This window comes from Cupriavidus sp. R6-3, assembly GCF_059772245.1.
This window is the reverse complement of the sequence record NZ_JCBAJO010000071.1, coordinates 1-20,429: the sequence shown is the minus strand read 5'-3', so window position 1 is coordinate 20,429 and position 20,429 is coordinate 1. Positions and strand designations below refer to the sequence as shown.

14 protein-coding genes, 1 pseudogene and 2 riboswitches are annotated in these 20,429 nt (G+C 67.5%); of the genes and pseudogenes, 7 read left to right on the top strand and 8 right to left on the bottom strand.

Annotation, left to right across the window (positions count from 1 at the left end; translation table 11 throughout):
* From AC6EI8_RS13235 to AC6EI8_RS13215, 5 genes and pseudogenes are all read left to right on the top strand, one after another.
* Positions 1-518 (top strand): annotated as a pseudogene (locus AC6EI8_RS13235) (trifunctional transcriptional regulator/proline dehydrogenase/L-glutamate gamma-semialdehyde dehydrogenase); the annotation flags it as partial.
* Positions 519-724: 206 nt separating this feature from the next.
* Positions 725-1,876 (top strand): branched-chain amino acid ABC transporter substrate-binding protein, encoded by a 1,152-nt coding sequence (locus tag AC6EI8_RS13230; protein ID WP_149317487.1) that lies wholly within the window; start codon positions 725-727, stop codon positions 1,874-1,876.
* Positions 1,877-2,188: 312 nt separating this feature from the next.
* Positions 2,189-4,117 (top strand): tetratricopeptide repeat protein, encoded by a 1,929-nt coding sequence (locus AC6EI8_RS13225; protein WP_498382130.1) that lies wholly within the window; start codon positions 2,189-2,191, stop codon positions 4,115-4,117.
* Between the two features lie 168 nt (positions 4,118-4,285).
* Entirely contained in the window at positions 4,286-5,509 is a 1,224-nt protein-coding gene (locus AC6EI8_RS13220) for a cation:proton antiporter (RefSeq protein WP_226107797.1), read from the top strand.
* On the top strand, positions 5,509-6,624 hold the full coding sequence (locus AC6EI8_RS13215; RefSeq protein WP_149317490.1) for a YbdK family carboxylate-amine ligase: 1,116 nt from the start codon (positions 5,509-5,511) through the stop codon (positions 6,622-6,624). Before AC6EI8_RS13220 ends, AC6EI8_RS13215 begins: the two co-directional genes overlap by 1 nt.
* A gap of 84 nt (positions 6,625-6,708) precedes the next feature.
* Here AC6EI8_RS13215 and AC6EI8_RS13210 read toward each other — a convergent pair whose 3' ends face one another.
* The 7 genes from AC6EI8_RS13210 to gcvT all read right to left on the bottom strand — a co-directional run bounded on the left by AC6EI8_RS13210 (position 6,709) and on the right by gcvT (position 15,468).
* Positions 6,709-7,449 carry an MBL fold metallo-hydrolase gene (locus tag AC6EI8_RS13210; RefSeq protein WP_226107795.1) on the bottom strand — a complete coding sequence of 247 codons (741 nt, stop codon included), beginning with the start codon at positions 7,447-7,449 and terminating at the stop codon, positions 6,709-6,711.
* Positions 7,450-7,481: 32 nt separating this feature from the next.
* Entirely contained in the window at positions 7,482-8,630 is a 1,149-nt protein-coding gene (locus AC6EI8_RS13205) for an Rpn family recombination-promoting nuclease/putative transposase (protein ID WP_498382129.1), read from the bottom strand.
* A gap of 92 nt (positions 8,631-8,722) precedes the next feature.
* On the bottom strand, positions 8,723-10,099 hold the full coding sequence (locus AC6EI8_RS13200; RefSeq protein ID WP_498382128.1) for an L-serine ammonia-lyase: 1,377 nt from the start codon (positions 10,097-10,099) through the stop codon (positions 8,723-8,725).
* 74 nt (positions 10,100-10,173) lie between these two features.
* Positions 10,174-10,707 carry a DUF421 domain-containing protein gene (locus tag AC6EI8_RS13195; RefSeq protein ID WP_149317494.1) on the bottom strand — a complete coding sequence of 178 codons (534 nt, stop codon included), beginning with the start codon at positions 10,705-10,707 and terminating at the stop codon, positions 10,174-10,176.
* A 150-nt stretch (positions 10,708-10,857) separates the two neighbouring features.
* Entirely contained in the window at positions 10,858-13,776 is a 2,919-nt protein-coding gene (gene gcvP, locus AC6EI8_RS13190) for an aminomethyl-transferring glycine dehydrogenase (protein ID WP_149317495.1), read from the bottom strand.
* Positions 13,777-13,852: 76 nt separating this feature from the next.
* The gene (gene gcvH, locus AC6EI8_RS13185) at positions 13,853-14,233 is read right to left on the bottom strand and encodes a glycine cleavage system protein GcvH (protein WP_149317496.1); all 381 of its coding nucleotides are present in this window, start codon (positions 14,231-14,233) and stop codon (positions 13,853-13,855) included.
* A 107-nt stretch (positions 14,234-14,340) separates the two neighbouring features.
* Positions 14,341-15,468: a glycine cleavage system aminomethyltransferase GcvT gene (gene gcvT, locus AC6EI8_RS13180; protein WP_498382131.1), complete on the bottom strand. Its 1,128-nt coding sequence runs from the start codon at positions 15,466-15,468 to the stop codon at positions 14,341-14,343.
* A 100-nt stretch (positions 15,469-15,568) separates the two neighbouring features.
* Positions 15,569-15,715, bottom strand: a riboswitch (glycine riboswitch).
* Between the two features lie 21 nt (positions 15,716-15,736).
* A riboswitch (glycine riboswitch) is annotated at positions 15,737-15,833 on the bottom strand.
* A 208-nt stretch (positions 15,834-16,041) separates the two neighbouring features.
* On the opposite strand from gcvT, the gene AC6EI8_RS13175 reads away from it, so the two are divergent.
* Positions 16,042-18,126, top strand: a complete 2,085-nt coding sequence (locus tag AC6EI8_RS13175) for a UvrD-helicase domain-containing protein (protein WP_150082035.1) — start codon at positions 16,042-16,044, stop codon at positions 18,124-18,126.
* Between the two features lie 272 nt (positions 18,127-18,398).
* Positions 18,399-20,006 (top strand): oxygen-independent coproporphyrinogen III oxidase, encoded by a 1,608-nt coding sequence (gene hemN, locus AC6EI8_RS13170; protein WP_498382127.1) that lies wholly within the window; start codon positions 18,399-18,401, stop codon positions 20,004-20,006.
* Positions 20,007-20,211: 205 nt separating this feature from the next.
* Here hemN and AC6EI8_RS13165 read toward each other — a convergent pair.
* The coding region (locus tag AC6EI8_RS13165; RefSeq protein WP_498382126.1) for a c-type cytochrome at positions 20,212-20,429 on the bottom strand (218 nt) is incomplete at its 5' end.

The following is a 20,429-nucleotide window of genomic DNA, read 5'->3' as shown; positions in this document are numbered from 1 at the left end:
ACACAGCCCCGGCGCCGGCGCTGGTGGAGCAGTGCGACCGCTTTGCCGCGGCCTCGACCTCGGGCATGACGGTGACGCTGCCCGGCCCGACCGGCGAGCGCAATACCTACACGCTGCTGCCGCGCGACACCGTGCTGTGCCTGGCGCCGAACGAGGCCGACCTGGCCACGCAGCTGGCGGCGGTGCTGGCGGTCGGCGCCGGCGCGTTGTGCCCGGACGCCGAGCCCGCGCGGACCCTGTATGCGCGGCTGCCGAAGGCAGTACAATCGCGCGTCCGCCTGGTTGCCGACTGGAGCGCGGCCGACGTCGCCTTCGACGCGGTGCTGCACCACGGCGATTCGGACCAGCTGCGCGCGGTGTGCGAACAGGTCGCGCAGCGGCCCGGTCCGATCGTCGGCGTGCAGGGGCTGGGCCACGGCGACACCGGCATCGCGCTGGAGCGTCTGCTGATGGAGCGCTCGCTGTCGGTCAATACCGCGGCGGCCGGCGGCAACGCGAGCCTGATGACGATCGGCTGACCGCGGGGACCGACGGCAACGACAACGATTGACCGCCCGAGCCGGTCCGACGTATCGGTCGGACGTCCGGGTTGGGCGCCAGACAGGCGCAGGTGCGGCGGCGATCCCGCCCTCGCTGCGCCACCGAGAAAGCGTGGTCCGCAGGGGCGGGCCGAACGCTTCCAAGAGTGCAGTGAACCGGCCTACAGGCTACCCAAGGAGAACGGATGAACACGACCTTCCACAAGACGGCGCTGACCGTCGCACTGACGATCGCCGGCCTGACCGCGGCGTCCGCCGCGTTCGCGCAGGCGCAGGAAATCAAGCTCGGCTTTGCCGCGCCGATGACCGGTGGTCAGGCGCAGTACGGCAAGGACATGCAGAACGGCGTGGTGCTGGCGATCGAGCAGATGAACGCCACCAAGCCCAAGATCGGTGGCAAGGAAGTCAAGTTCGTGCTGCTGTCCGAGGACGACCAGGCCGATCCGAAGACCGGCTCGGTGGTGGCGCAGAAGCTGGTCGACAACGGCATCCAGGGCATGCTCGGCCATTTCAACTCGGGCACCAGCATCCCGGCCTCGATGGTCTACAACCGCGCCGGCATCGCGCAGATCGCGATGGCGACCGCGCCCGAATACACCCGCCAGGGCTTCAAGACCACCTTCCGCATGATGACCTCCGACACCCAGCAGGGTTCGGTGCTCGGCAACTACGTGGTCAAGAAGCTCGGCGCGAAGAACATCGCCATCGTCGATGATCGTACCGCCTACGGCCAGGGCCTGGCCGACGAGTTCGAGAAGGCCGCCAAGGCCGCCGGCGGCAAGATCGTGCGCCGCGAGTTCACCAACGACAAGGCGGTGGACTTCAAGGCCGTGCTGACCAACATCAAGCGCAGCAACCCGGACATCATCTTCTTCGGCGGCGCCGAGACGCAGTCCGCGCCGATGGCCAAGCAGATCAAGGAACTGGGCCTGAAGTCGCCGCTGGTGTCGGGCGAGATGTCCAAGACCGACAACTTCCTGAAGCTGGCCGGTCCCGCAGCGGAAGGCACGGTGGTGTCGCTGGCCGGCCTGCCGCTGGAGCAGATGCCGGGCGGCGCCAAGTATGCGCAGGACTACGAGAAGCGTTTCAAGAGCAAGGTCCAGACCTACTCGCCGTATGCCTACGACGGCGCCACCGCGCTGATGACGGCGATGGTCAAGGCCGGCTCGGCCGATCCGGCGCGCTATCTGCCGGTGCTGGCGGCGACCAACATGCCGGGCGTCACCACCAAGACGCTGGCGTACGACGCGCGCGGCGACCTGAAGGACGGCGGCATCACCGTCTACAAGGTCGTGGGCGGCAAGTGGACCGTGCTGGAAACGCTGGGCGGCAAGTAAGCCCGGGTTTTCCACAGCGGGTCGACATTGGGTCCACTGTCCCGGAATTCCACAGTTCCACAGTTCCACAGTTGGCCTGTGGCCCGGAACGCCACCCCTCGGGGTGGCGTTTTCTTTGGCCGCCGCATCACCGCCGCATCACCACCGCACTGGCCGCGGCGTTGGCCGCCGGCTTGACCACCAGGGCGGCGGCATCCGGCCGGCTCGACCCGCTTCCACGGCCTTGCCTCCCGCGTGGCGCATAATCGCGGTCTTGCCGTTTCCTCGCTATCCCAGTTGTCCCTCTTTGCCCATCACCCTGAAGGAGTACCCGTGTCCGCGCAGCCAGTCAGCTACGACCACGCCATCGAGCTTGCCACGCAGGAGCGCTACGACGAAGCGCTGGCGGTGATCGACGCGTTGGCGCGCCAGCGGCCCGAGGTCGTCGATTACGAGGCGCTGCGCGCCCGGTTGCTGTTCGACAAGGGCGAGCCCGAGCAGGCGCTGGCCGCGCTCGAGGCGGCGCTGTCCCGCCTGCCCGAGCTGCCGCTGCATCCCGCGCACCGCTGGGCCTCGCGCGGCGTGCTGGCGCATCGCTACGGCATGCTGCTGATGAACCAGCAGCGTTTCGCCGAGGCGCTGCCCTGGCTGGAAGAGGCGGCCCGGCGCAACGGGCTGGCCACCGGCGAATGGAGCGCGCAGCTGCATGCGGGGCTGGCGCACTATCGGCTGGGCCAGTTCGCCGAGGCCGGCCGCTATTGGTACGACCTGCTGTATCGCGCGCCGGACCTGGGTGCGCACGACATCCTGAGCCTGGCGGCCGCGCACGTGCAGGGCGCCGAGTCCGAGGGACAGCGCGCCGAACCGATGCTGCGGCTGTGCCTGGCCCGCATCGGCCTGGACAATGCCGATCTGCTGGAGATGAGCGAGGAGCAGGGCGACGCGCTGGCCGCGCAGCAGGCGCAGATGGTGCTGGCCGAGAACCCGGACCATCCGCACGCGCGCCGCATCCTCGCGCCGCTGCGGCTGCGGGCCGGCGATCTCGCCGGTGCGCGCGACGACCTGGCGGTCTACCAGCGCCAGGTGCCGGACCCGAAGGCGCAGATACGCGAGCTCGAGTGGCGCCATCAGGGCGGCGAGGCCGAGCCCTGGCGCGACTTCGTGCTGACCGACGCGGCCACCGACGCGCATGGCTACTACCTTGCCGGGCTGGCGCTGGCCGACTTCATCGAGCGCGTGCCGGCGTCGGCGGAAGCGCTGCGGCCACAGCTGCTGCGCGCCTGGCAAACGGGCCTGGCCCGCTTCGAGCAGTATTTCGCCACCGGCGAGGGCGGCTACGATGACGCCGACCCGCATATCTATTCGCTGCTGTGCGACCGGCTGGCGCGCCGGCTCGATCTCGACGATGCCGCGCAGCGCGACGAACGCATCGCGCTGCATGAGAAGGGCATTGCCGTCAGCGATTTCATCGAGCACTGGCTCGATCTGCTGGCCTGCCACGACGCCGCCGGACGCCATCAGCGCGTGGTTGAGATCGCCGGCGAGGTGCTGAACCGCTATCCGCTGGATCGCCATGCGGGCCACGTGACCTGGGTGTTCAGCCGGCTGATCCACGCGTGGAAGGCGATCGGTGGCAGCGAGGCGATCGGCGCGGCGCGGGCCGCGATCGCCCATATGGAGGCGCGGCTTGACGCGCTGCCGGTCGAGGAACGCAGCGAGGCGGCGCTGTCGATGGCCCATGCGCGCACGCATTTCGCCACGCTGCTGGGGAATTCGGCCGGATCGATGGAAGCGCGCGAACGGGCGCTGGCGCTGGACGAGATCGAGGCCCTGCAGGCGCGCGCGGTGGTGGTCGAGGACGCCTGGGTCTACGACGCCTTCGGCCGCATCTGGCGCGGCCTGGCCGACAACGAGCGCGCCTTGCCGCTGTTCGAGCGCGCCATCGCGCTGACCGAGGGCGATGCCGAGGACCAGGCCGCGGCGCGGCTGCAGCGCGGGCTGATCCGGCTCGACGCGCAGCAGTACGCCGAGGCGCTGACCGACTTCCATGCCGCCTTCGCGGTGCGCGACGACTGGGAGGCGGACGTGCATCTGCATGCGGCGCAGGCCGCGCTGGGTCTGGCCAGGCGCGAGGAGGCGCGCGATCTGTTTCTGCAGGCCCGCGCGCGCGGGGCCGCGCAAGGGCGTACCCGCGCGTTGTATGCGAAGGTCGAAAACGCACTGAAGGCCACGCGGCCGGCGTGGAAACTGTGGGGCGTCTAAGCCTGAGGTGCAGGCCGCGCGCGTGAGTGTGGACGCGCCGGAGACGCGATGGAGACGCGATGGAGACGCGATGGAGACGCGATCCGATAGCGCGTCGGCGGAAACCTCAGCAAAACTCGTGCCTTGTCGGACAAACCCGGACACGGGTTCAAAGGCCCTTCCGTTAGGATGTCACCCATGAATGGATTGAGCCAACTATTTCCGACCTGGCCGCTCGCACCCAGCGGGCTGTTCTGGGTCGGCCTCGCGCTGGTAGGCGCGGGCCTTGCCGGCGAAATTTGCCGGATGTATCTGAGATTGCCGCGTATCGTCGGTTATGCCGCCACCGGTCTGCTGGCCGGCACGCTGGGCCGCCCCATCGTCGATCAGACGATGATCGCGCAGACCCGCATCCTGATCGACATGGCGCTGGCGCTGGCCCTGTTCGAACTCGGCCATCGCCTGTCGCTGGTCTGGCTGCGGGCCAATCGCTGGCTGCTGTTTACCAGTGCCTCGGAGAGCCTGCTGACCTGGGGCCTCGTCACCGCGGTGCTGCAATGGATCGGCGTGAGCCCGACCGTCGCCATCCTCGCCGGCGGCATCGCGGTCAGCACGTCGCCGTCGATCGTGCTGCAGCTGAAGAACGAATTGCGCGCGGAAGGCCAGGTCACCGAACGGCTGATGGCGATGACCGCGCTCAACAGCATGTATGCCGCGGTGATCGTGCAGCTGGCGACCGGCTGGCTGCATTCGGAATACGGCAATCTGGGCGCGGCGCTGCTGCATCCGCTGTATCTGCTGGTCGGCTCGTGCCTGCTGGCGTGGCTGGTCGGCAAGCTGAGCCAGGCGGTCTATGCGCGGATGCCGGCCGACGATCAGTACAGCTTTCTGGTGCTGGTCGGCATCGTGCTGTTCACGCTGGCGCTGACGCGGCTGCTGAAGCTGTCGATGCCGTTGACGCTGCTGCTGGCTGGCGTCGTCTTCAAGCATCAGGACAATCAGCCGCGCGTGTGGCCCGCGCACTTCGGCAGCGCCGGTACGCTGCTGATCATCGTGATGGTGGTGTCGCTGGGGCTGCCGGTGACCGTGCGCGACTGGTCCATCGCCGGCGTCGCCGCGATCGTGCTGGTGCTGCTGCGGCATCTGGCCAAGCTCGGCGGCGTGGTGTCGCTGGGTTCGTTTTCGGGCCTGAGCATCCGGCAGTGCGTGGCGCTTGGCGTGGCGCTGGGGCCGATGTCGGGTCTGGCTTACCTGCTGATGAGCGATGTGGCGCGGCTCTATCCGGAAACCGGGGAAATGCTCAACGCGATCGTGCTGTGCGCGCTGGCGATCGAGCAGATCGCGGCGCCGGTATTGGCCGCATGGGCACTTCGCTATGCCGGCGAGGTCAGAGGCAATGGAGGAGGGCGCTGATGTCACTCGAACCGTTCAAGCAATCCGAGGCGCTGACCTTCGGCGTCGAGCTGGAAATGCAGCTGGTCAATCGCCATGACTACGATCTGGCGCCGTTCGCGCCCGATTTGCTGCGGCTGCTGAAGGGCGCCCAGCATGCGGGCGATATCAAGCCGGAGATCAGTCCGTCGATGATCGAGATCAGCACCGGCATCTGCCATGACTACGCGCAGGCGCTGTCCGAGCTGACCACGATGCGCGACCTGATGGTCGAGGCCTCGCATTCGCTGAACCTGGGCATCTGCGGCGGCGGCACGCATCCGTTCCAGCAGTGGGCCGATCGCACCATCTCCGACTCGCCGCGCTACCAGTACATCTCCGAGCTGTACGGCTACCTGGCCAAGCAGTTCACCGTGTTCGGCCAGCACGTGCATATCGGCTGCCCGACCGCCGACGATTCGCTGTTCCTGCTGCATGCGATCGGCCGCTACGTGCCGCACTTCATTGCGCTGGCGGCGTCGTCGCCGTATGTGCAGGGCGTCGATACCGGCTTCGCTTCCGCGCGACTGAATTCGGTCGCTGCCTTCCCGATGAGCGGCCGCGCGCCCTTCATGCTGACCTGGGACGCCTTCACCGCGTACTTCGAGAAGATGCGCAAGACGGGCGTGATCGAGAGCATGAAGGACTTCTATTGGGATATTCGCCCCAAGCCGGAATTCGGCACCATCGAAGTCCGCGTCATGGACACGCCGCTGACGGTCGCGCGCGCCTGCGACATTGCGGCCTATATCCAGGCGCTGGCGCGCTATCTGCTGCTGTCGCGCCCCTTCATGCCGGAAGAGGACGACTACCTGGTCTATACCTTCAACCGCTTCCAGGCCTGCCGCTTCGGACTCGACGGCGAGTACGTGCACCCCAACGAACTGACGCGGATGCCGATCGCCGACCATATCCTGTCGATCTGCGACGTGCTGGTGCCGCACGCCGAAGCGCTCGGTTCGCTGGAGGCCTTGGCCAATATACGCATGCTGGCCGCCAGCCGCAGCGGCGACGCCGAATGGGCGCGCCAGGTCGATGCCGATACGCGCAGTCTGCGCGAGGCGGTGCGGCAGAGCTGCGATCGCTGGGCAGGGTAAGAGAGTCCTTGTGCCGGGCCGCGCCGCTGCCATCCTTGCCTTCCCTGCGATCACAGCAATCGCTGCGATCGCGGGGAGCGGCGGTCAGACCCCGTGCGGGATGCTGTCGCCGTCGCCGAGCCCGAGCCGCTGGTTCGCCGGCACCGCCACCGCCAGCAGCTTCGGCGGCGGCAGGTTCAGCCCCTTCATCATCTCGATGAACTCTTCGCGTGTGCGGCCGCACAGCCGGCTGTTGGTGGCCCGTTCGTGACCGATGGTCGAATGGGTGCGGCCCTTGTAGTCATGGGCCGGATATACCAGCGTGTCGTCGGGCAGCGCAAACAGCTTGCGCGTCAGGCTGTCGTATAGCGTGCCGGCGTCGCCGGACTGGAAGTCGGTGCGTCCGCAGCCGTCGATCAGCAGCGCATCGCCGGTAAAGACCCGGCGCACCACGCCGCCGTCCGGCTGCGCCTCTTCCCACAGATAGCTCATGCTGCCGGCGGTATGTCCCGGCGTATGGATGGCGCGCAGCGTTTGCGTGCCGAACGGGATCGTGTCGCCGTCGATCAGCTGCTTCAGCGCCGGCCGGATATCGCAGCCCGACGGCGCGGCGGTATGCGCGCCGGTGCGTTGCGCGAGATGGCCGGCAGAGGTGATGTGGTCGGCGTGCGCATGGGTCTCGATGACCCAGGCAAGCCGTACCCCGGTCTGCTGCACCAGCGCCAGATCCCGTTCGAGCTGACGGTCGACCGGATCGATCAGCGCGGCGTCACGTGTCGCCGCGTCGATCAGCAGGTAGGTGTAGGTACTGGACTCGCGATCGAAGAGTTGATGGAAGGTTTGCATCTGCGGGAATACTAACGAAGCGCCGCCTGGCGCTAGTCTTCGAATACGTCGGCGAGGTGCTGGGCGCTCAGCAGTCTTTCTCCCCAGGCTTCCAATTGTTCAAGCCGGGCGCTGTTCAGCCGTGATTCGAGTTCGGCTGGCAGAGGGCCGAAGCGCTTGGCAAGCAGATTTCGCAGGAGCATGGCCTGACCCTGTTGCAGGCCCTCCTGCAGACCTACCTGCCGGCCCTCCTGCAGACCTGCCTGCCGGCCCTCCTGCAGACCTACCTGCCGGCCCTCCTGCAGACCTGCCTGCCGGCCCTCCTGCAAACCTACCTGCCGGCCCTCCTGCAGACCTGCCTGCCGGCCTTCCTGCAGACCTACCTGTCGGCCTTCTCGCCGGCCTTCCTGCAGACCTACCTGCCAACCTTCCTGCAGGCCTTCCCGCTTGTAATTGGCCTTCCACTGCGCAATATTCGTCGACAGCGACATTTCAGCCTCCATCAGGTTGTGTATGTCCGTTAAATACAAACCGGCCCGGCGATGCCGTGAGCCTACATGCTTCAGCCATCGTACGAAAGTGTCCTCCAGGACCGGGTCGTCGGCCACGCGCAGCCTGATCCAGCGAACCGCTTCGAGCATCGCCGTCTCCGTCTCCGCGTTCTCGAAGCGGAACACCGCGGCGACGAGATTGTCGAGCGTGGCCAGTTCCTCATCTGAATATCGCCGCGCGTCCACCAGAAGATATTCGCAGCGCGGCTGGCAGCGGCACAAGTCATCCGGCAGCCGCGGCGACAGATCCGCGATATCGGTCTTTGCCGTCCAGCTGCCTTCCCCGTTGTAGACCACGATCGGCAGCACCGGCGGCAACTGGCCGTCTGGCAGTATATTCCGCCCACGGATCAGCTCCAGATCCAACGACGTGACGTAATTCGTCATGCGAATCGCCATATGGCGATCGATGGTGCTCTGGAATTCGATCAGCAGATAGAGGTAGACCCACTCGCCGCCGGCCTGGATGCGCCAGACCATGTCGCTGGCGCGCTGGCGAAGGCGGTCCGTAACGTAGTTGCTCGAGATACGTTCGAGGGTGTCGAAGTCCAGCGCGCGGACCCACGCGCTCGGCACGAAATCCCGCAGCAGATCACGGACGAATTCCGGTGTGGAGAACAACAGCTTGTAACAGGCATCGTGGCTCGGCATGGCTCGCGCATCGCAGTTGCGGTGCCGAGAGAATGCCGCGCCGAAGGGCCGCGAGATTCCACAAAAGTGCGTGCTACTTTAGTGTTCGAGCTTCAGCACTCGACGATATTGACGGCGAGCCCGCCGCGCGCCGTTTCCTTGTACTTGGTCTTCATGTCGGCACCGGTCTCGCGCATGGTCTTGATCACCGAATCGAGCGAGACATAGTGATTGCCGTCGCCGCGCAAGGCCATGCGCGCGGCGTTGACCGCCTTGACCGAGGCCATCGCATTGCGCTCGATGCAGGGAATCTGCACCAGCCCGCCGACCGGATCGCAGGTCAGCCCCAGGTTGTGTTCCATGCCGATTTCCGCGGCATTCTCGACCTGCTCCGGCGTGCCGCCGAGCACGGCCGCCAGCGCGCCCGCTGCCATCGAACACGCGACGCCAACCTCGCCCTGGCAGCCGACTTCGGCGCCGGAGAGCGACGCGTTCAGCTTGTACAGCAGACCGATCGCGCCGGCCGTCAGCAGGAAGTCGATCACGCCGCGCTCGTTCGCACCGGGCACGAAGCGATCGTAGTAATGCAGCACGGCCGGGATGATGCCCGCCGCGCCATTGGTCGGCGCGGTCACCACGCGGCCACCGGCCGCGTTCTCCTCGTTGACGGCCATCGCATAGAGGTTGACCCAGTCCATCACCGACAGCGGGTCGGACAGCGTCCGTTCGGCGCGCTCGGTCAGATTGCGGTACAGCTCCGGCGCGCGCCGCTTGACCTTGAACGGGCCCGGCAGCTCGCCATCGGTGCGGCAGCCGCGCGCGACGCAGGCCTGCATCACCTGCCAGATATGCAACAGGCCGGCGCGCACATCGGCTTCGCTGCGCCAGGTGCATTCGTTTTCGAGCATCAGCTGCGCGATCGACTTGCCGCTGCTGCTGGCCATGTCGAGCATCGCGCGGCCGCTGCGGAAGGGATGCGGCAGTTGCCGGTCGGCCTCGAGCACCTGCGTGTTCGCCGCGCCCGCGCTGACGACGAAGCCGCCGCCGACCGACAGATAGCGGCCTTCGCGCAGCGTCGCGCCGGCGGCATCGAAGGCATGGAATTTCATGCCGTTCGGATGCTCGGCCAGCGCTTCGCGCCGGTAGAACGCGATATGTTCCTTTTCGACGAAGGGAATCGGATGCTTGCCAAGCAGGGACAGCGTGCGCGAAGCGCGCAGCGCTGCCAGCCTGGCGTCGATGGTGTCCGGATCGATGGTATCGGGCGCCTCGCCGAGCAGGCCGAGAATCACGCCCTTGTCGGTGCCGTGCCCCTTGCCGGTCGCGCCGAGCGAGCCGTACAGCTCGACCCGCACGCTGGCCACCTGCGGCAGCAGGCCGTCGCGCTCCAGTCCATGCGCGAACATGCCGGCCGCACGCATCGGTCCCACCGTATGCGAGCTGGACGGCCCGATGCCGACCTTGAACAGGTCGAATACGCTGACAGCCACGTTGGTCTCCTATCGTTTGCCGGCGCTTTGCCGGCTTCCGCCGCGGCTTGCCGTCCGGCCAGGCGCGATACGGGCTAGACCGGCCGATCGTCCTCGGGGCGTTCCCACAACGAGACGCCGGGGCCGGGCGGTTCCTCCGGCAGTTCCTTGCGCTTGAGCACGCTGATGGCGCCGTCGTTCTCCAGGATCGCTATATAGACGTCGTCCAGGCTGGCGCAGCCCTCGCGCCGCAATACCTTCATCAGATCGTCGCTGGTCAGCCGCGCGCCGTGCATGACCTTGTCAATCACCTTGCCATGGCGGATCAGCAGCTGGGGGTGGCCCTCGACCGCGTACTCGAACTTGCGGCTGCGCCAGCTGAGCCAGCTGACCAGCACGTTGATGCCGATCAGCGTGGCGGCGAGGATCAGGCCTGCGGATACCGACTTGTCATCGCCGACCATGGCGTTCTGCACGCCTTCGGACAGGATCAGCAACAGGATCAGATCGAACGGGGTCATCTGTCCGATCTGCCGCTTGCCGCCCAGCCGCATCATGATCAGCAGCGCGAAATAGACGATCAGTCCTCGGACGATAAATTCCCACCACGGTGCGCTCATCTCCCACATCGACAGTCTCCTTACCGATGACAGCCCCGGCGCGAATGCCGGGAACTCAGGCCCGGACGCGGAACCGCGTCCGGGCGGCGATGGAGCCGCCGTGCCGGGATCGCCCGCAGTGCCCGCCGACTATGTGCCGACTGCCCGCGGACTGCCTGCTTACTCCTCGTACGCGCTCATCGGCACGCACGAGCAGAACAGGTTGCGATCGCCGTAGACGTTGTCGGCACGGCCGACCGGCGGCCAGTACTTCTGCGTCCGCAGCGAGGCGACCGGATAGGCGGCTTCCTCACGAGTGTACTTGTGGTTCCACTCGTTGGCAGTGATGACCGCGGCGGTGTGCGGCGCGTTCTTCAGCGGGTTGTCCTCGCGGTCGAAGCTGCCGTCCTCGACACGGGCGATTTCCTTGCGGATGGCGATCATCGCGTCGATGAAGCGGTCCAGCTCGTGCAGCGCCTCGCTCTCGGTCGGCTCGATCATCAGCGTGCCCGGCACCGGGAAGCTCATGGTCGGCGCATGGAAGCCATAGTCCATCAGCCGCTTGGCGACATCCTCGTTGCTGATGCCGGTCGCCTTCTGGATCGGACGCAGGTCGAGAATGCACTCGTGCGCGATATGGCCGTTGCCGCCCGTGTACAGCACCGGGTAGTAGTCCGACAGCCGCTTGGCGACGTAGTTGGCCGCCAGGATCGCGTTCTCGGTGGCCGCCGTCAGGCCGCGCGCGCCCATCATCGCGATATACATCCACGAAATCGGCAGGATGCTGGCCGAGCCGTAGGGCGCGGCCGAGATCGCGCCGATGCCGTCTGCCGCGCGGCGGTAGCCGCTGCTGGCGTGGTTCGGCAGGAACGGCGCCAGATGCGCGCCGACCGCGACCGGACCCACGCCCGGGCCGCCGCCGCCGTGCGGAATGCAGAAGGTCTTGTGCAGGTTCAGGTGCGACACGTCGCCGCCGAACTGCCCCGGCGCCGCGGTGCCCACCATCGCGTTCATGTTGGCGCCGTCGACATAGACCTGCCCGCCGTGGCTGTGCACGATCTCGCAGATGCGCTGCACGCCTTCCTCGAACACGCCGTGCGTGGACGGATAGGTGATCATGATCGCCGCCAGGTTCCCGCTGTGCTGCGCGGCCTTCTTCTCCAGGTCGGCCAGATCGACGTTGCCGTCCTCGTCGCAGGCCACTACGACCACCTGCATGCCGGCCATCTGCGCGGACGCCGGATTGGTGCCGTGCGCCGACGACGGGATCAGGCAGATATTGCGATGGCTCTCGCCGCGGCTCGCGTGGTAGGCGTGGATGATCTGCAGGCCCGCGTACTCGCCTTGCGAGCCGGCGTTCGGCTGCAGGCTGACGGCGGCGTAGCCGGTGGCCGCGCACAGCATCGCCTCGAGCTGGGCGATCATTTCGCGGTAGCCGACGGTCTGGTCGTCCGGCGCGAACGGATGGATGCTCGAAAACTCGGGCCAGGTGACCGGAATCATCTCGCTGGTCGCGTTGAGCTTCATCGTGCAGGAGCCCAGCGGGATCATCGTGCGATCGAGTGCCAGGTCCTTGTCGGCCAGCATGCGCAGATAGCGCAGCATCTCGTGCTCGGCGTGATGCGTGTTGAAGACCGGATGCGTCAGGTAGGCGCTCTGGCGCGACAGCGCGGCCGGATAGCCGTCATCGGCCGCGGCTTCCAGTGCGTCGAAGGCCGGCACCGGCTTGCCCTGCGCAAAGATCTCCCACAGCGCGACCACATCGTCGCGGGTGGTGGTCTCGTCCAGCGAGATGCCGACGTGCGTCGCACCGGCGCGGCGCAGATTGATGCGGCGCGCGGTGGCCGCGGCGTGGATCGCCTCGGTGGCGGCGCCGGTCTCGATCGTCAGCGTGTCGAAGAAGGTCGCATTGCTGCGCGCGTAGCCCAGCGCCTGCAGGCCGCCGGCCAGCGTCGCGGTCAGGCGATGCACGCGTTGCGCGATGCGCTTCAGGCCTTGCGGACCGTGGTAGACCGCGTACATCGACGCCATCACCGCCAGCAGCACCTGCGCGGTACAGATGTTCGAGGTCGCCTTTTCGCGGCGGATATGCTGCTCGCGCGTCTGCAGCGCGAGCCGGTAGGCCGGGTTGCCCTGCGCGTCGACGGTGACGCCCACCAGGCGGCCCGGCATCGAGCGCTTGTAGGCGTCCTTCACAGCCATATAGCCGGCGTGCGGGCCGCCGAAGCCGAGCGGCACGCCGAAGCGCTGCGAATTGCCGACGGCCACGTCGGCGCCCCATTCGCCGGGCGCGGTGAGCAGCGTCAGCGCCAGCAGGTCCGCCGCGGCGACCACCAGGCCGCCGGCCGCGTGGACCGCATCGGCGATCGCGCGGTAGTCCGCCACGTCGCCGTTGACGCCCGGGTATTGCAGCAGCACGCCGAAGGCATGCGCCTGCGCCGCGTCGGCGGCGGGACCGACCTTGACCTCGATGCCGAGCGGCAGCGCGCGCGTGCGGACCACTTCGATCGTCTGCGGCAGCACGTCGTCGGCCACATAGAAGGTATTCGACGCGTGCTTGTTCACGCGCTGCAGCAGCGTCATCGCCTCGGCCGCGGCCGTGCCTTCGTCGAGCATCGACGCATTGGCGATATCGAGGCCGGTCAGGTCGGTGACCATCTGCTGGAAGTTCAACATCGCTTCCAGGCGGCCCTGCGAGATCTCCGGCTGGTACGGCGTGTACGCGGTGTACCAGGCCGGGTTCTCGAAGATATTGCGCAGGATCACGCCCGGCGTCAGCGTGTTGTAGTAGCCCTGGCCGATGAAGCTCTTGAACACCTTGTTCTTGCCGGCGATGCCGCGCAGCTTGGCCAGCGCGGCTTCCTCGGTCAGCGGCTCGGTGAATTCGCCCAGCGGCATGCCGTCGCGGCGGCGGATCGCGGCCGGGATGATGGCATCCATCAGCGCGGCGCGGCTGTCGTAGCCCAGCACCTTCAGCATGTGCTGCTGTTCGGCGGCGTCGGGACCGATATGGCGGTGGGAGAAGGCGTCGCGAGCTTCGAGTTCAGCCAGCGAAGGGCGAGCGGATTGAGCGGCGTTCATGGGCAGGGGAGCGTTCATGGCAAGTGACTCGGAGAGGCGGGCCGGGACATGGTGGTCAGCCATGGCCCCCGGCGCCGCGGGCGGGGCGCCGGGCTCAGGCGCCGACGCTGGCCTTGTAGGCGTCGGCCGTCATCAGGCCGTTGACGTCGTCGCTGTTGGCGGGCTTGATCTTGAACAGCCAGGCGTCGAAGGCGTTGGCGTTGACGCTCTCGGGCGCGTCCTTGACAGCGTCGTTGACGGCGACCACCTCGCCGGCCACCGGCGCGTAGATGTCCGACGCGGCCTTGACCGATTCGACCACGGCCAGCGCGTCGCCGGCGCCGACCGTCTTGCCGACCTCGGGCAGTTCCAGGAAGACGATGTCGCCGAGCGCATCCTGCGCGTGATCGGTGATGCCGATCGTCAGCGTGCCGTCGGTTTCGACGCGCACCCATTCGTGCGACTCGGTGTACTTCAGGTCAGCGGGGAAATTCATCGAGATTCTCCAATTTCAGATTCTTGTGTCGCGCCGCCGCGTGCCATCGGGATGAAGGGGGCCGCGGGGCGCAGCGTGACCGGGTGGACGATGTCCGATGCGAGCTGTCAGCTCACGAGTGCCTTGCCATTGCGCACAAACGGCAGTTTAACCACAGTCGCAGTCAGTTTGCGGTCGCGGATCAGCACCTGGACTTCGCTGCCGAGCGCCACATCCTTGGGCAGGCGCGCGAAGGCGATCGATTGGGACAGCGTCGGGCTGAAGGTGCCCGACGTGATCTCGCCCTCGCCGGCGGCGGTCAGCACGGTCTGGTGCGCGCGCAGCACGCCGCCCTTGTCCCGCAGGATCAGGCCGGCGAACTGCTGGCGCTGGCCGTTGGCCACCAGCGCGGCCTTGCCGACGAAATCGCGCTCGCTCTGCAGGTCGACCGTCCAGGCCAAGCCCGCGTCGAGCGGCGAGGTGTGGATGTCCATGTCCTGGCCGTACAGATTCATGCCGGCTTCGAGGCGCAGCGTGTCGCGTGCGCCGAGGCCGGCGGGGCGCACGCCGGCGGCATGCAGCTTTTCCCAGACCGCGGCGACGTTGTCGGCCGGCACCACCAGCTCGAAACCGTCCTCGCCGGTGTAGCCGGTGCGGGCCACCATGATTTCGCCGATCGCGGGGTCCTCGACCACCATCGCGTTGAAGGGCTTGAGCGATTCGCTGGGCTGGGTCGACGGGAATGCGCTCCAGACCTTGGCACGCGCATTCGGGCCCTGCACGGCGACGATCGCCAGCGGGGTCGCGCCATCGAGAGCGTTATCGGTACGGCGCGGGGTGATCGTCACGCCGGCGCCGGTGGCGGCGTTGCGCTGGCGGATCCAGTCGATATCGCCGGTCGCGGTGCTGGCGTTGACCACCAGGCGGAAGCGGTCCTCGGCGAAGAAGTAGACGATCAGGTCGTCGATCACGCCGCCGTTCGGGTCGAGCATGCAGGAATACAGCGCCTTGCCCGGGGTTTGCAGCTTGTCGACGTTGTTGGCGAGCAGTCCGCGCAGGAAGGCGCGGGTATTGGGGCCGGCGAGGTCGACGACGCACATGTGCGAGACGTCGAACATGCCCGCATCGCTGCGCACCGCGTGGTGTTCCTCGATCTGCGAGCCGTAGTTGACCGGCATGTCCCATCCGCCGAAATCGACCATGCGGGCGCCGAGGGCGCGGTGGATGGCGTTGAGGGGCGTGGCCTGGAGCGTCATGAATTCCTCGGAGCGTGGCATCGTTCGGTCCGGCGCGCGCGGCGCGCCAAACAAAAAAAGGGTCATCCGTCGCGCGGCTCGGTGCGAACCGTCGCGACGGATGACCCCCTCTGTCCTCGATACCTGAGAGATTACGGCCCGGCTTGCCGTCCTCGTCGGACTGACTGGCCACGCCGTGCGCCCCTTCGGTGGACACGCTCATCATCCAGCTGATGAATGACGGGTGTCGCTCTCCAGAGTTCGGCATACATCGTGTGCATGCTGCATGCCGATCCGCCCGGTCCATGGTGCCTGAGAGTTTTCGGGTGATTCCCCTTCGGCGGCGCGAATGACGATACAGTCGCGCGCTCTCCCGGACGGATGGCGCGACTCTAACCGCAGCCTTGGCGGCTGTCAACGCGAGAGCGGCGCGTCGCAGGAGTCGGTTCCGGAGCCTCGGCCGGACCCGCCCCCGTGTTAACATCGCCGGCTTCGACCCATTCGCGACGCGTCCACAACGCGTCGCGCCTGCGGCCCGCGTCCCTTGCGATGCGGTCCGACCTCCGGCTGTACCCGACCTCCGATCCCCGACCGATGACCCACGGACTGAACGCCGCCCAATCCGAAGCCGTCCGCTATCTGGACGGCCCCTGCCTGGTGCTCGCCGGCGCGGGCTCGGGCAAGACCCGGGTGATCACGCAGAAGATCGCGCATCTGATCGAGGACAAGGGCTTCGAGCCCCGCCATATCGCCGCGGTGACCTTCACCAACAAGGCCGCCAAGGAGATGCAGGAGCGGATCGCCAAGCTGATGGAGGGCAAGACCCGCGACGGCAAGCGCATTCCGCTGCGCCAGCTGACCGTCTGTACCTTCCACTCGCTCGGCGTGCAGATCCTGCGCGCCGAGGCGGAGCACCTGGGCCTGAAGCCGCAGTTCTCGATCATGGACGCCGACGACTGCTTCGGCCTGATCCAGGAACAGCTGGCGACCACCGACAAGAAGCTGATCCGCAGCGTGCAGAGCACGATCTCGCTGTGGAAAAACGGCATGGTCGATCCGGAAACCGCGATCGCCGAGGCAACCGATGCCGACCAGCACCAGGCCGCGCTGATCTACCGCAACTACGTCGCCACGCTGGCGGCCTACCAGGCGGTCGACTTCGACGACCTGATCCGTCTGCCGGCCGAGCTGTTCGCCCGCGACGAAACCGTGCGGCTCAAGTGGCAGAACCGGCTGCGCTATTTCCTGGTCGACGAATACCAGGACACCAACGCCTGCCAGTACCAGCTGCTGAAGCTGCTGGCCGGCGGCTCGCATCTGCGCGCGCCCGCCTTCACCGCGGTCGGCGACGACGACCAGGCGATCTACGGCTGGCGCGGCGCCACGCTGGACAATTTGCGCCTGCTGCAGACCGACTTTCCGAACCTGAAGGTCATCAAGCTGGAGCAGAACTATCGCTCCACGGTGCGCATCCTGCAGGCGGCCAACGCGGTGATCGCCAACAATCCCAAGCTGTTCGACAAGACGCTGTGGAGCGAGCACGGCATGGGCGATCCGATCTCCGTGACGCAGATGAACGACGAGGAGCACGAGGCCGAGTCGGTGGTGTTCAAGCTGTCGGCCCACAAGTTCGAGCGGCGCGCGCAGTTCCGCGACTACGCGATCCTTTATCGCGGCAACCACCAGGCGCGGCTGTTCGAACAGATCTTGCGCCGCGAGCGCATCCCATATGTGCTGTCCGGCGGGCAGAGCTTCTTCGACAAGGCCGAGATCAAGGACATCTGCGCCTACCTGCGGCTGATCGCCAATCCGGACGACGATCCCGCCTTCATCCGCGCGGTAACTACGCCGCGGCGCGGCGTCGGCAATACCACGCTGGAGGTGCTGGGGACCTTCGCCGGCCAGGCCAAGGTCTCGCTGTTCGAGGCGGCGATGATGGGCGGCATCGAAGGCAAGCTGCAGCCGCGCCAGCTCGAGCCGCTGCGCACCTTCTGCGAGGCGATGGTGCGGCTGGCGGACCGCGCCGCGCGCGACCCGGCCACCGAGGTGCTCGACGACCTGATGGAAGGCATCCACTACGAAGCCTATCTGTACGACACATTCGACGAGCGCCAGGCCCAGGCCAAATGGACCAATACGCTCGAGTTCCTCGACTGGCTCAAGCGCAAGGGCACCAAGCCGGAGGCCGCCGATGGCGAGGCGACCGGCTTCGACACCGCCGATGGATTTGGCGACGAGGGCAAGAACCTGCTGGAGCTGACGCAGACCGTCGCGCTGATGAGCATGCTCGAAGGCCGCGAGGAAGATCCCGACGCGGTTCGGCTGTCGACGCTGCACGCGTCCAAGGGCCTCGAGTATCCGCATGTGTTCCTGGTCGGCGTGGAGGAGGGCATCCTGCCGCATTGCCGCGAGGACGAGGACCTGAGCGACGAGAAGATCGAGGAAGAGCGCCGCCTGATGTATGTCGGCATCACGCGCGCGCAGCGCAGCCTGCATATCAGCTGGTGCAAGAAGCGCAAGCGCGCGCGCGACACCTACTCGTGCCAGCCGTCGCGCTTCATCGGCGAGATGAAGCTCGAGGAGGCCCCGGCACCGAAGGACGAGACGCCGGCGATGAGCCCGAAGGACCGGCTGGCGGGCCTGAAGGCGCTGCTCGGCACCAAGGCCGCCACCGGCTGAAGCGGCTGAGGGGGCTGAGGGGGCTGAGGGGGCTGAGGGGCTGAGGCGCAGCGCCGGGTACGCCCGTCCCTTCGTATCGGCGTCGATACAAGGCAGCCAGGGCCTGCAACATCCGGCTGCTACGGTGGCGGATCGCCGATCGGACTTTGAGGGCGCAGGCGCGTGGCGCCGAAGCGCCGAGAGAACAGCCGAATCGCCGGCCCTTGATGTCGATCAAGTCCTGCGCACGCTGGTCTGGCTAGCATCGAAGCGGATTCCTCAGAAGGCCGCCGATGGCAACGACCGTTCCGCATTTCGCTTCCGAAGCCGTTCCCGAAGTCCCTGCCGAAGCCGCTTCCCCAGCCGCTCAGCATGCCGCCATCCGCCGCGGCGATCTCGCCGATTTCCGCGCGCTTGCGGAACGCATCGACGTGAACGGACCGCGCTACACCTCGTATCCGACCGCCGACCGCTTCGATGCGGGGTTCGGCGACGAGGGGTATCTGTCCGCGCTGGACGACTGCCGGGCAGGGGGCGCCGCCGCGCCGCTGTCGCTCTATCTGCATATCCCCTTCTGCGAGAACATCTGCTACTACTGCGGCTGCAACAAGATCATCACGCGCGACCACGGCCGCAGCGCGCGCTACGTTCGCTACCTGGCGCGCGAGATGGCGCTGGTGGCGGCCCGGTTGGACGAGCGCCGGGCCGTCGTGCAATCGCACTGGGGCGGCGGTACGCCGACCTTCCTCGACCCCGGGGAAATGCGGCAGGTCATGGCGGCGCTGCATCGGCACTTCGATCTGCGGCCGGACGGCGAGCACTCGATCGAGATCGATCCGCGCCGCGTCGACGACGAACGGATGGCGCTGCTCGCCGAGCTCGGCTTCAACCGCGTCAGCCTAGGCGTGCAGGACTTCGACCCCGAGGTCCAGGCCGCGATCCATCGCGTGCAGCCGGTGGAGGACACGCGCCGCGTGGTCGCCGCTTCCCGACGGCTCGGCTTCCTGTCGATCAGCATGGACCTGATCTACGGCCTGCCGCACCAGACGGCGGCCCGCTTCGGCGCCACCATCGAGCGGGTGCTGGAGATGCGGCCCGACCGCCTGTCGCTGTACAGCTACGCGCATCTGCCGCATGTCTTCAAGCCGCAGCGTCGGATCGACGAGGCCGCGATGCCGTCGGCCGGCGAAAAGCTGGACATCCTGGTCTCGGCCATCGAGCGGCTGACCGCGGCCGGCTATGTCCATATCGGCATGGATCACTTCGCGCTGCCCGACGACGCGCTCGCCCGCGCCCAGCGTGAGGGACGGCTGCAGCGCAACTTCCAGGGCTATGCGACCCATGCCGGCCATGACCAGCTCGGCTTTGGCATCTCGGCGATCGGCGCGGTCGCCGGCCGCTACGTGCAGAACGCCCGCACGCTGGACGCGTACTACGGCGCGCTCGATGCCGGCAGGCTGCCGGTGCTGCGCGGCCATGTCTGCGACGCCGACGACCGGGTGCGCAAGGACATCATCGGTGCGCTGATGTGCGATGGCGAACTGGATACCGCAGAGGTCGCGTGCCGGCACGGCATCGACTTCGACGCCGAGTTTGCCGCCGAGCGGGCGGAACTTACGTCGCTGGCCGCGCAGGGGCTGGTACGGCTGTCCGACGCGCGGATCGAGGTGACGCCGCTGGGCCGCCTGCTGGTGCGGCGCGTGGCGATGGTGTTCGATCGCTATCTGCGGGACGACCGGGTGATCGCGGGGCGGCCGGGTTCGGACTCCTTGTCGAATCCGCTTTCGGGTTCCAATACCGATCCCGTTTCGGAAAGGGCGATGGCGCGCCCGCTGCAGCGGATGCCGTCGACATCCCGCCCCGGCGCGGCGCCCATCGCCCGGTACTCGCGCGTGGTGTAGCGAAGCCGAACGCCGGACGTAAACCGCAAAAGCCGTTGGCGCACCCGCTGCTGCGGAAGCCGCCGACATCGCGCTCCGGGCCGGTGCCGACCGCCCGGTACTCGCGCGTGGTCCAACGCGGCGAACTCCGGACGTAAAAAAAGCCAGCGAGATCCCGCTGGCTTTTTTATCCTGCCGAGGCGAGCGCCGCGCGGCGCCCCCGGTCTTATTTCGACGCGTTGACCATGTAGTCGGCCGCGGCGATCACGTCGGCGTCGGGGCCGGCGTAGCCACCCTTCGGCGGCATCACGCCCTTGCCCTTCAGCGCGAAGTTGTGGACCGCGTCCATGCCTTCCTTGATGCGGGGGGCCCAGGCGGCCTTGTCGCCGACCTTCGGTGCACCGGCGACGCCGGCGGCGTGGCAGGCGGCGCAGACCTGGTCGT

Excerpts from the sequence above, each read along its gene's own strand:
- AC6EI8_RS13230 (WP_149317487.1), top strand. The coding sequence starts at position 725 with ATGAACACGACCTTCCACAAGACGGCGCTGACCGTCGCACTGACGATC.
- AC6EI8_RS13220 (WP_226107797.1), top strand. The coding sequence starts at position 4,286 with ATGTCACCCATGAATGGATTGAGCCAACTATTTCCGACCTGGCCGCTC.
- AC6EI8_RS13215 (WP_149317490.1), top strand. The coding sequence starts at position 5,509 with ATGTCACTCGAACCGTTCAAGCAATCCGAGGCGCTGACCTTCGGCGTC.
- AC6EI8_RS13210 (WP_226107795.1), bottom strand. The coding sequence starts at position 7,449 with ATGCAAACCTTCCATCAACTCTTCGATCGCGAGTCCAGTACCTACACC.
- AC6EI8_RS13205 (WP_498382129.1), bottom strand. The coding sequence starts at position 8,630 with ATGCCGAGCCACGATGCCTGTTACAAGCTGTTGTTCTCCACACCGGAA.
- AC6EI8_RS13195 (WP_149317494.1), bottom strand. The coding sequence starts at position 10,707 with ATGTGGGAGATGAGCGCACCGTGGTGGGAATTTATCGTCCGAGGACTG.
- gcvP (WP_149317495.1), bottom strand. The coding sequence starts at position 13,776 with ATGAACGCTCCCCTGCCCATGAACGCCGCTCAATCCGCTCGCCCTTCG.
- gcvH (WP_149317496.1), bottom strand. The coding sequence starts at position 14,233 with ATGAATTTCCCCGCTGACCTGAAGTACACCGAGTCGCACGAATGGGTG.
- gcvT (WP_498382131.1), bottom strand. The coding sequence starts at position 15,468 with ATGACGCTCCAGGCCACGCCCCTCAACGCCATCCACCGCGCCCTCGGC.
- AC6EI8_RS13175 (WP_150082035.1), top strand. The coding sequence starts at position 16,042 with ATGACCCACGGACTGAACGCCGCCCAATCCGAAGCCGTCCGCTATCTG.
- hemN (WP_498382127.1), top strand. The coding sequence starts at position 18,399 with ATGGCAACGACCGTTCCGCATTTCGCTTCCGAAGCCGTTCCCGAAGTC.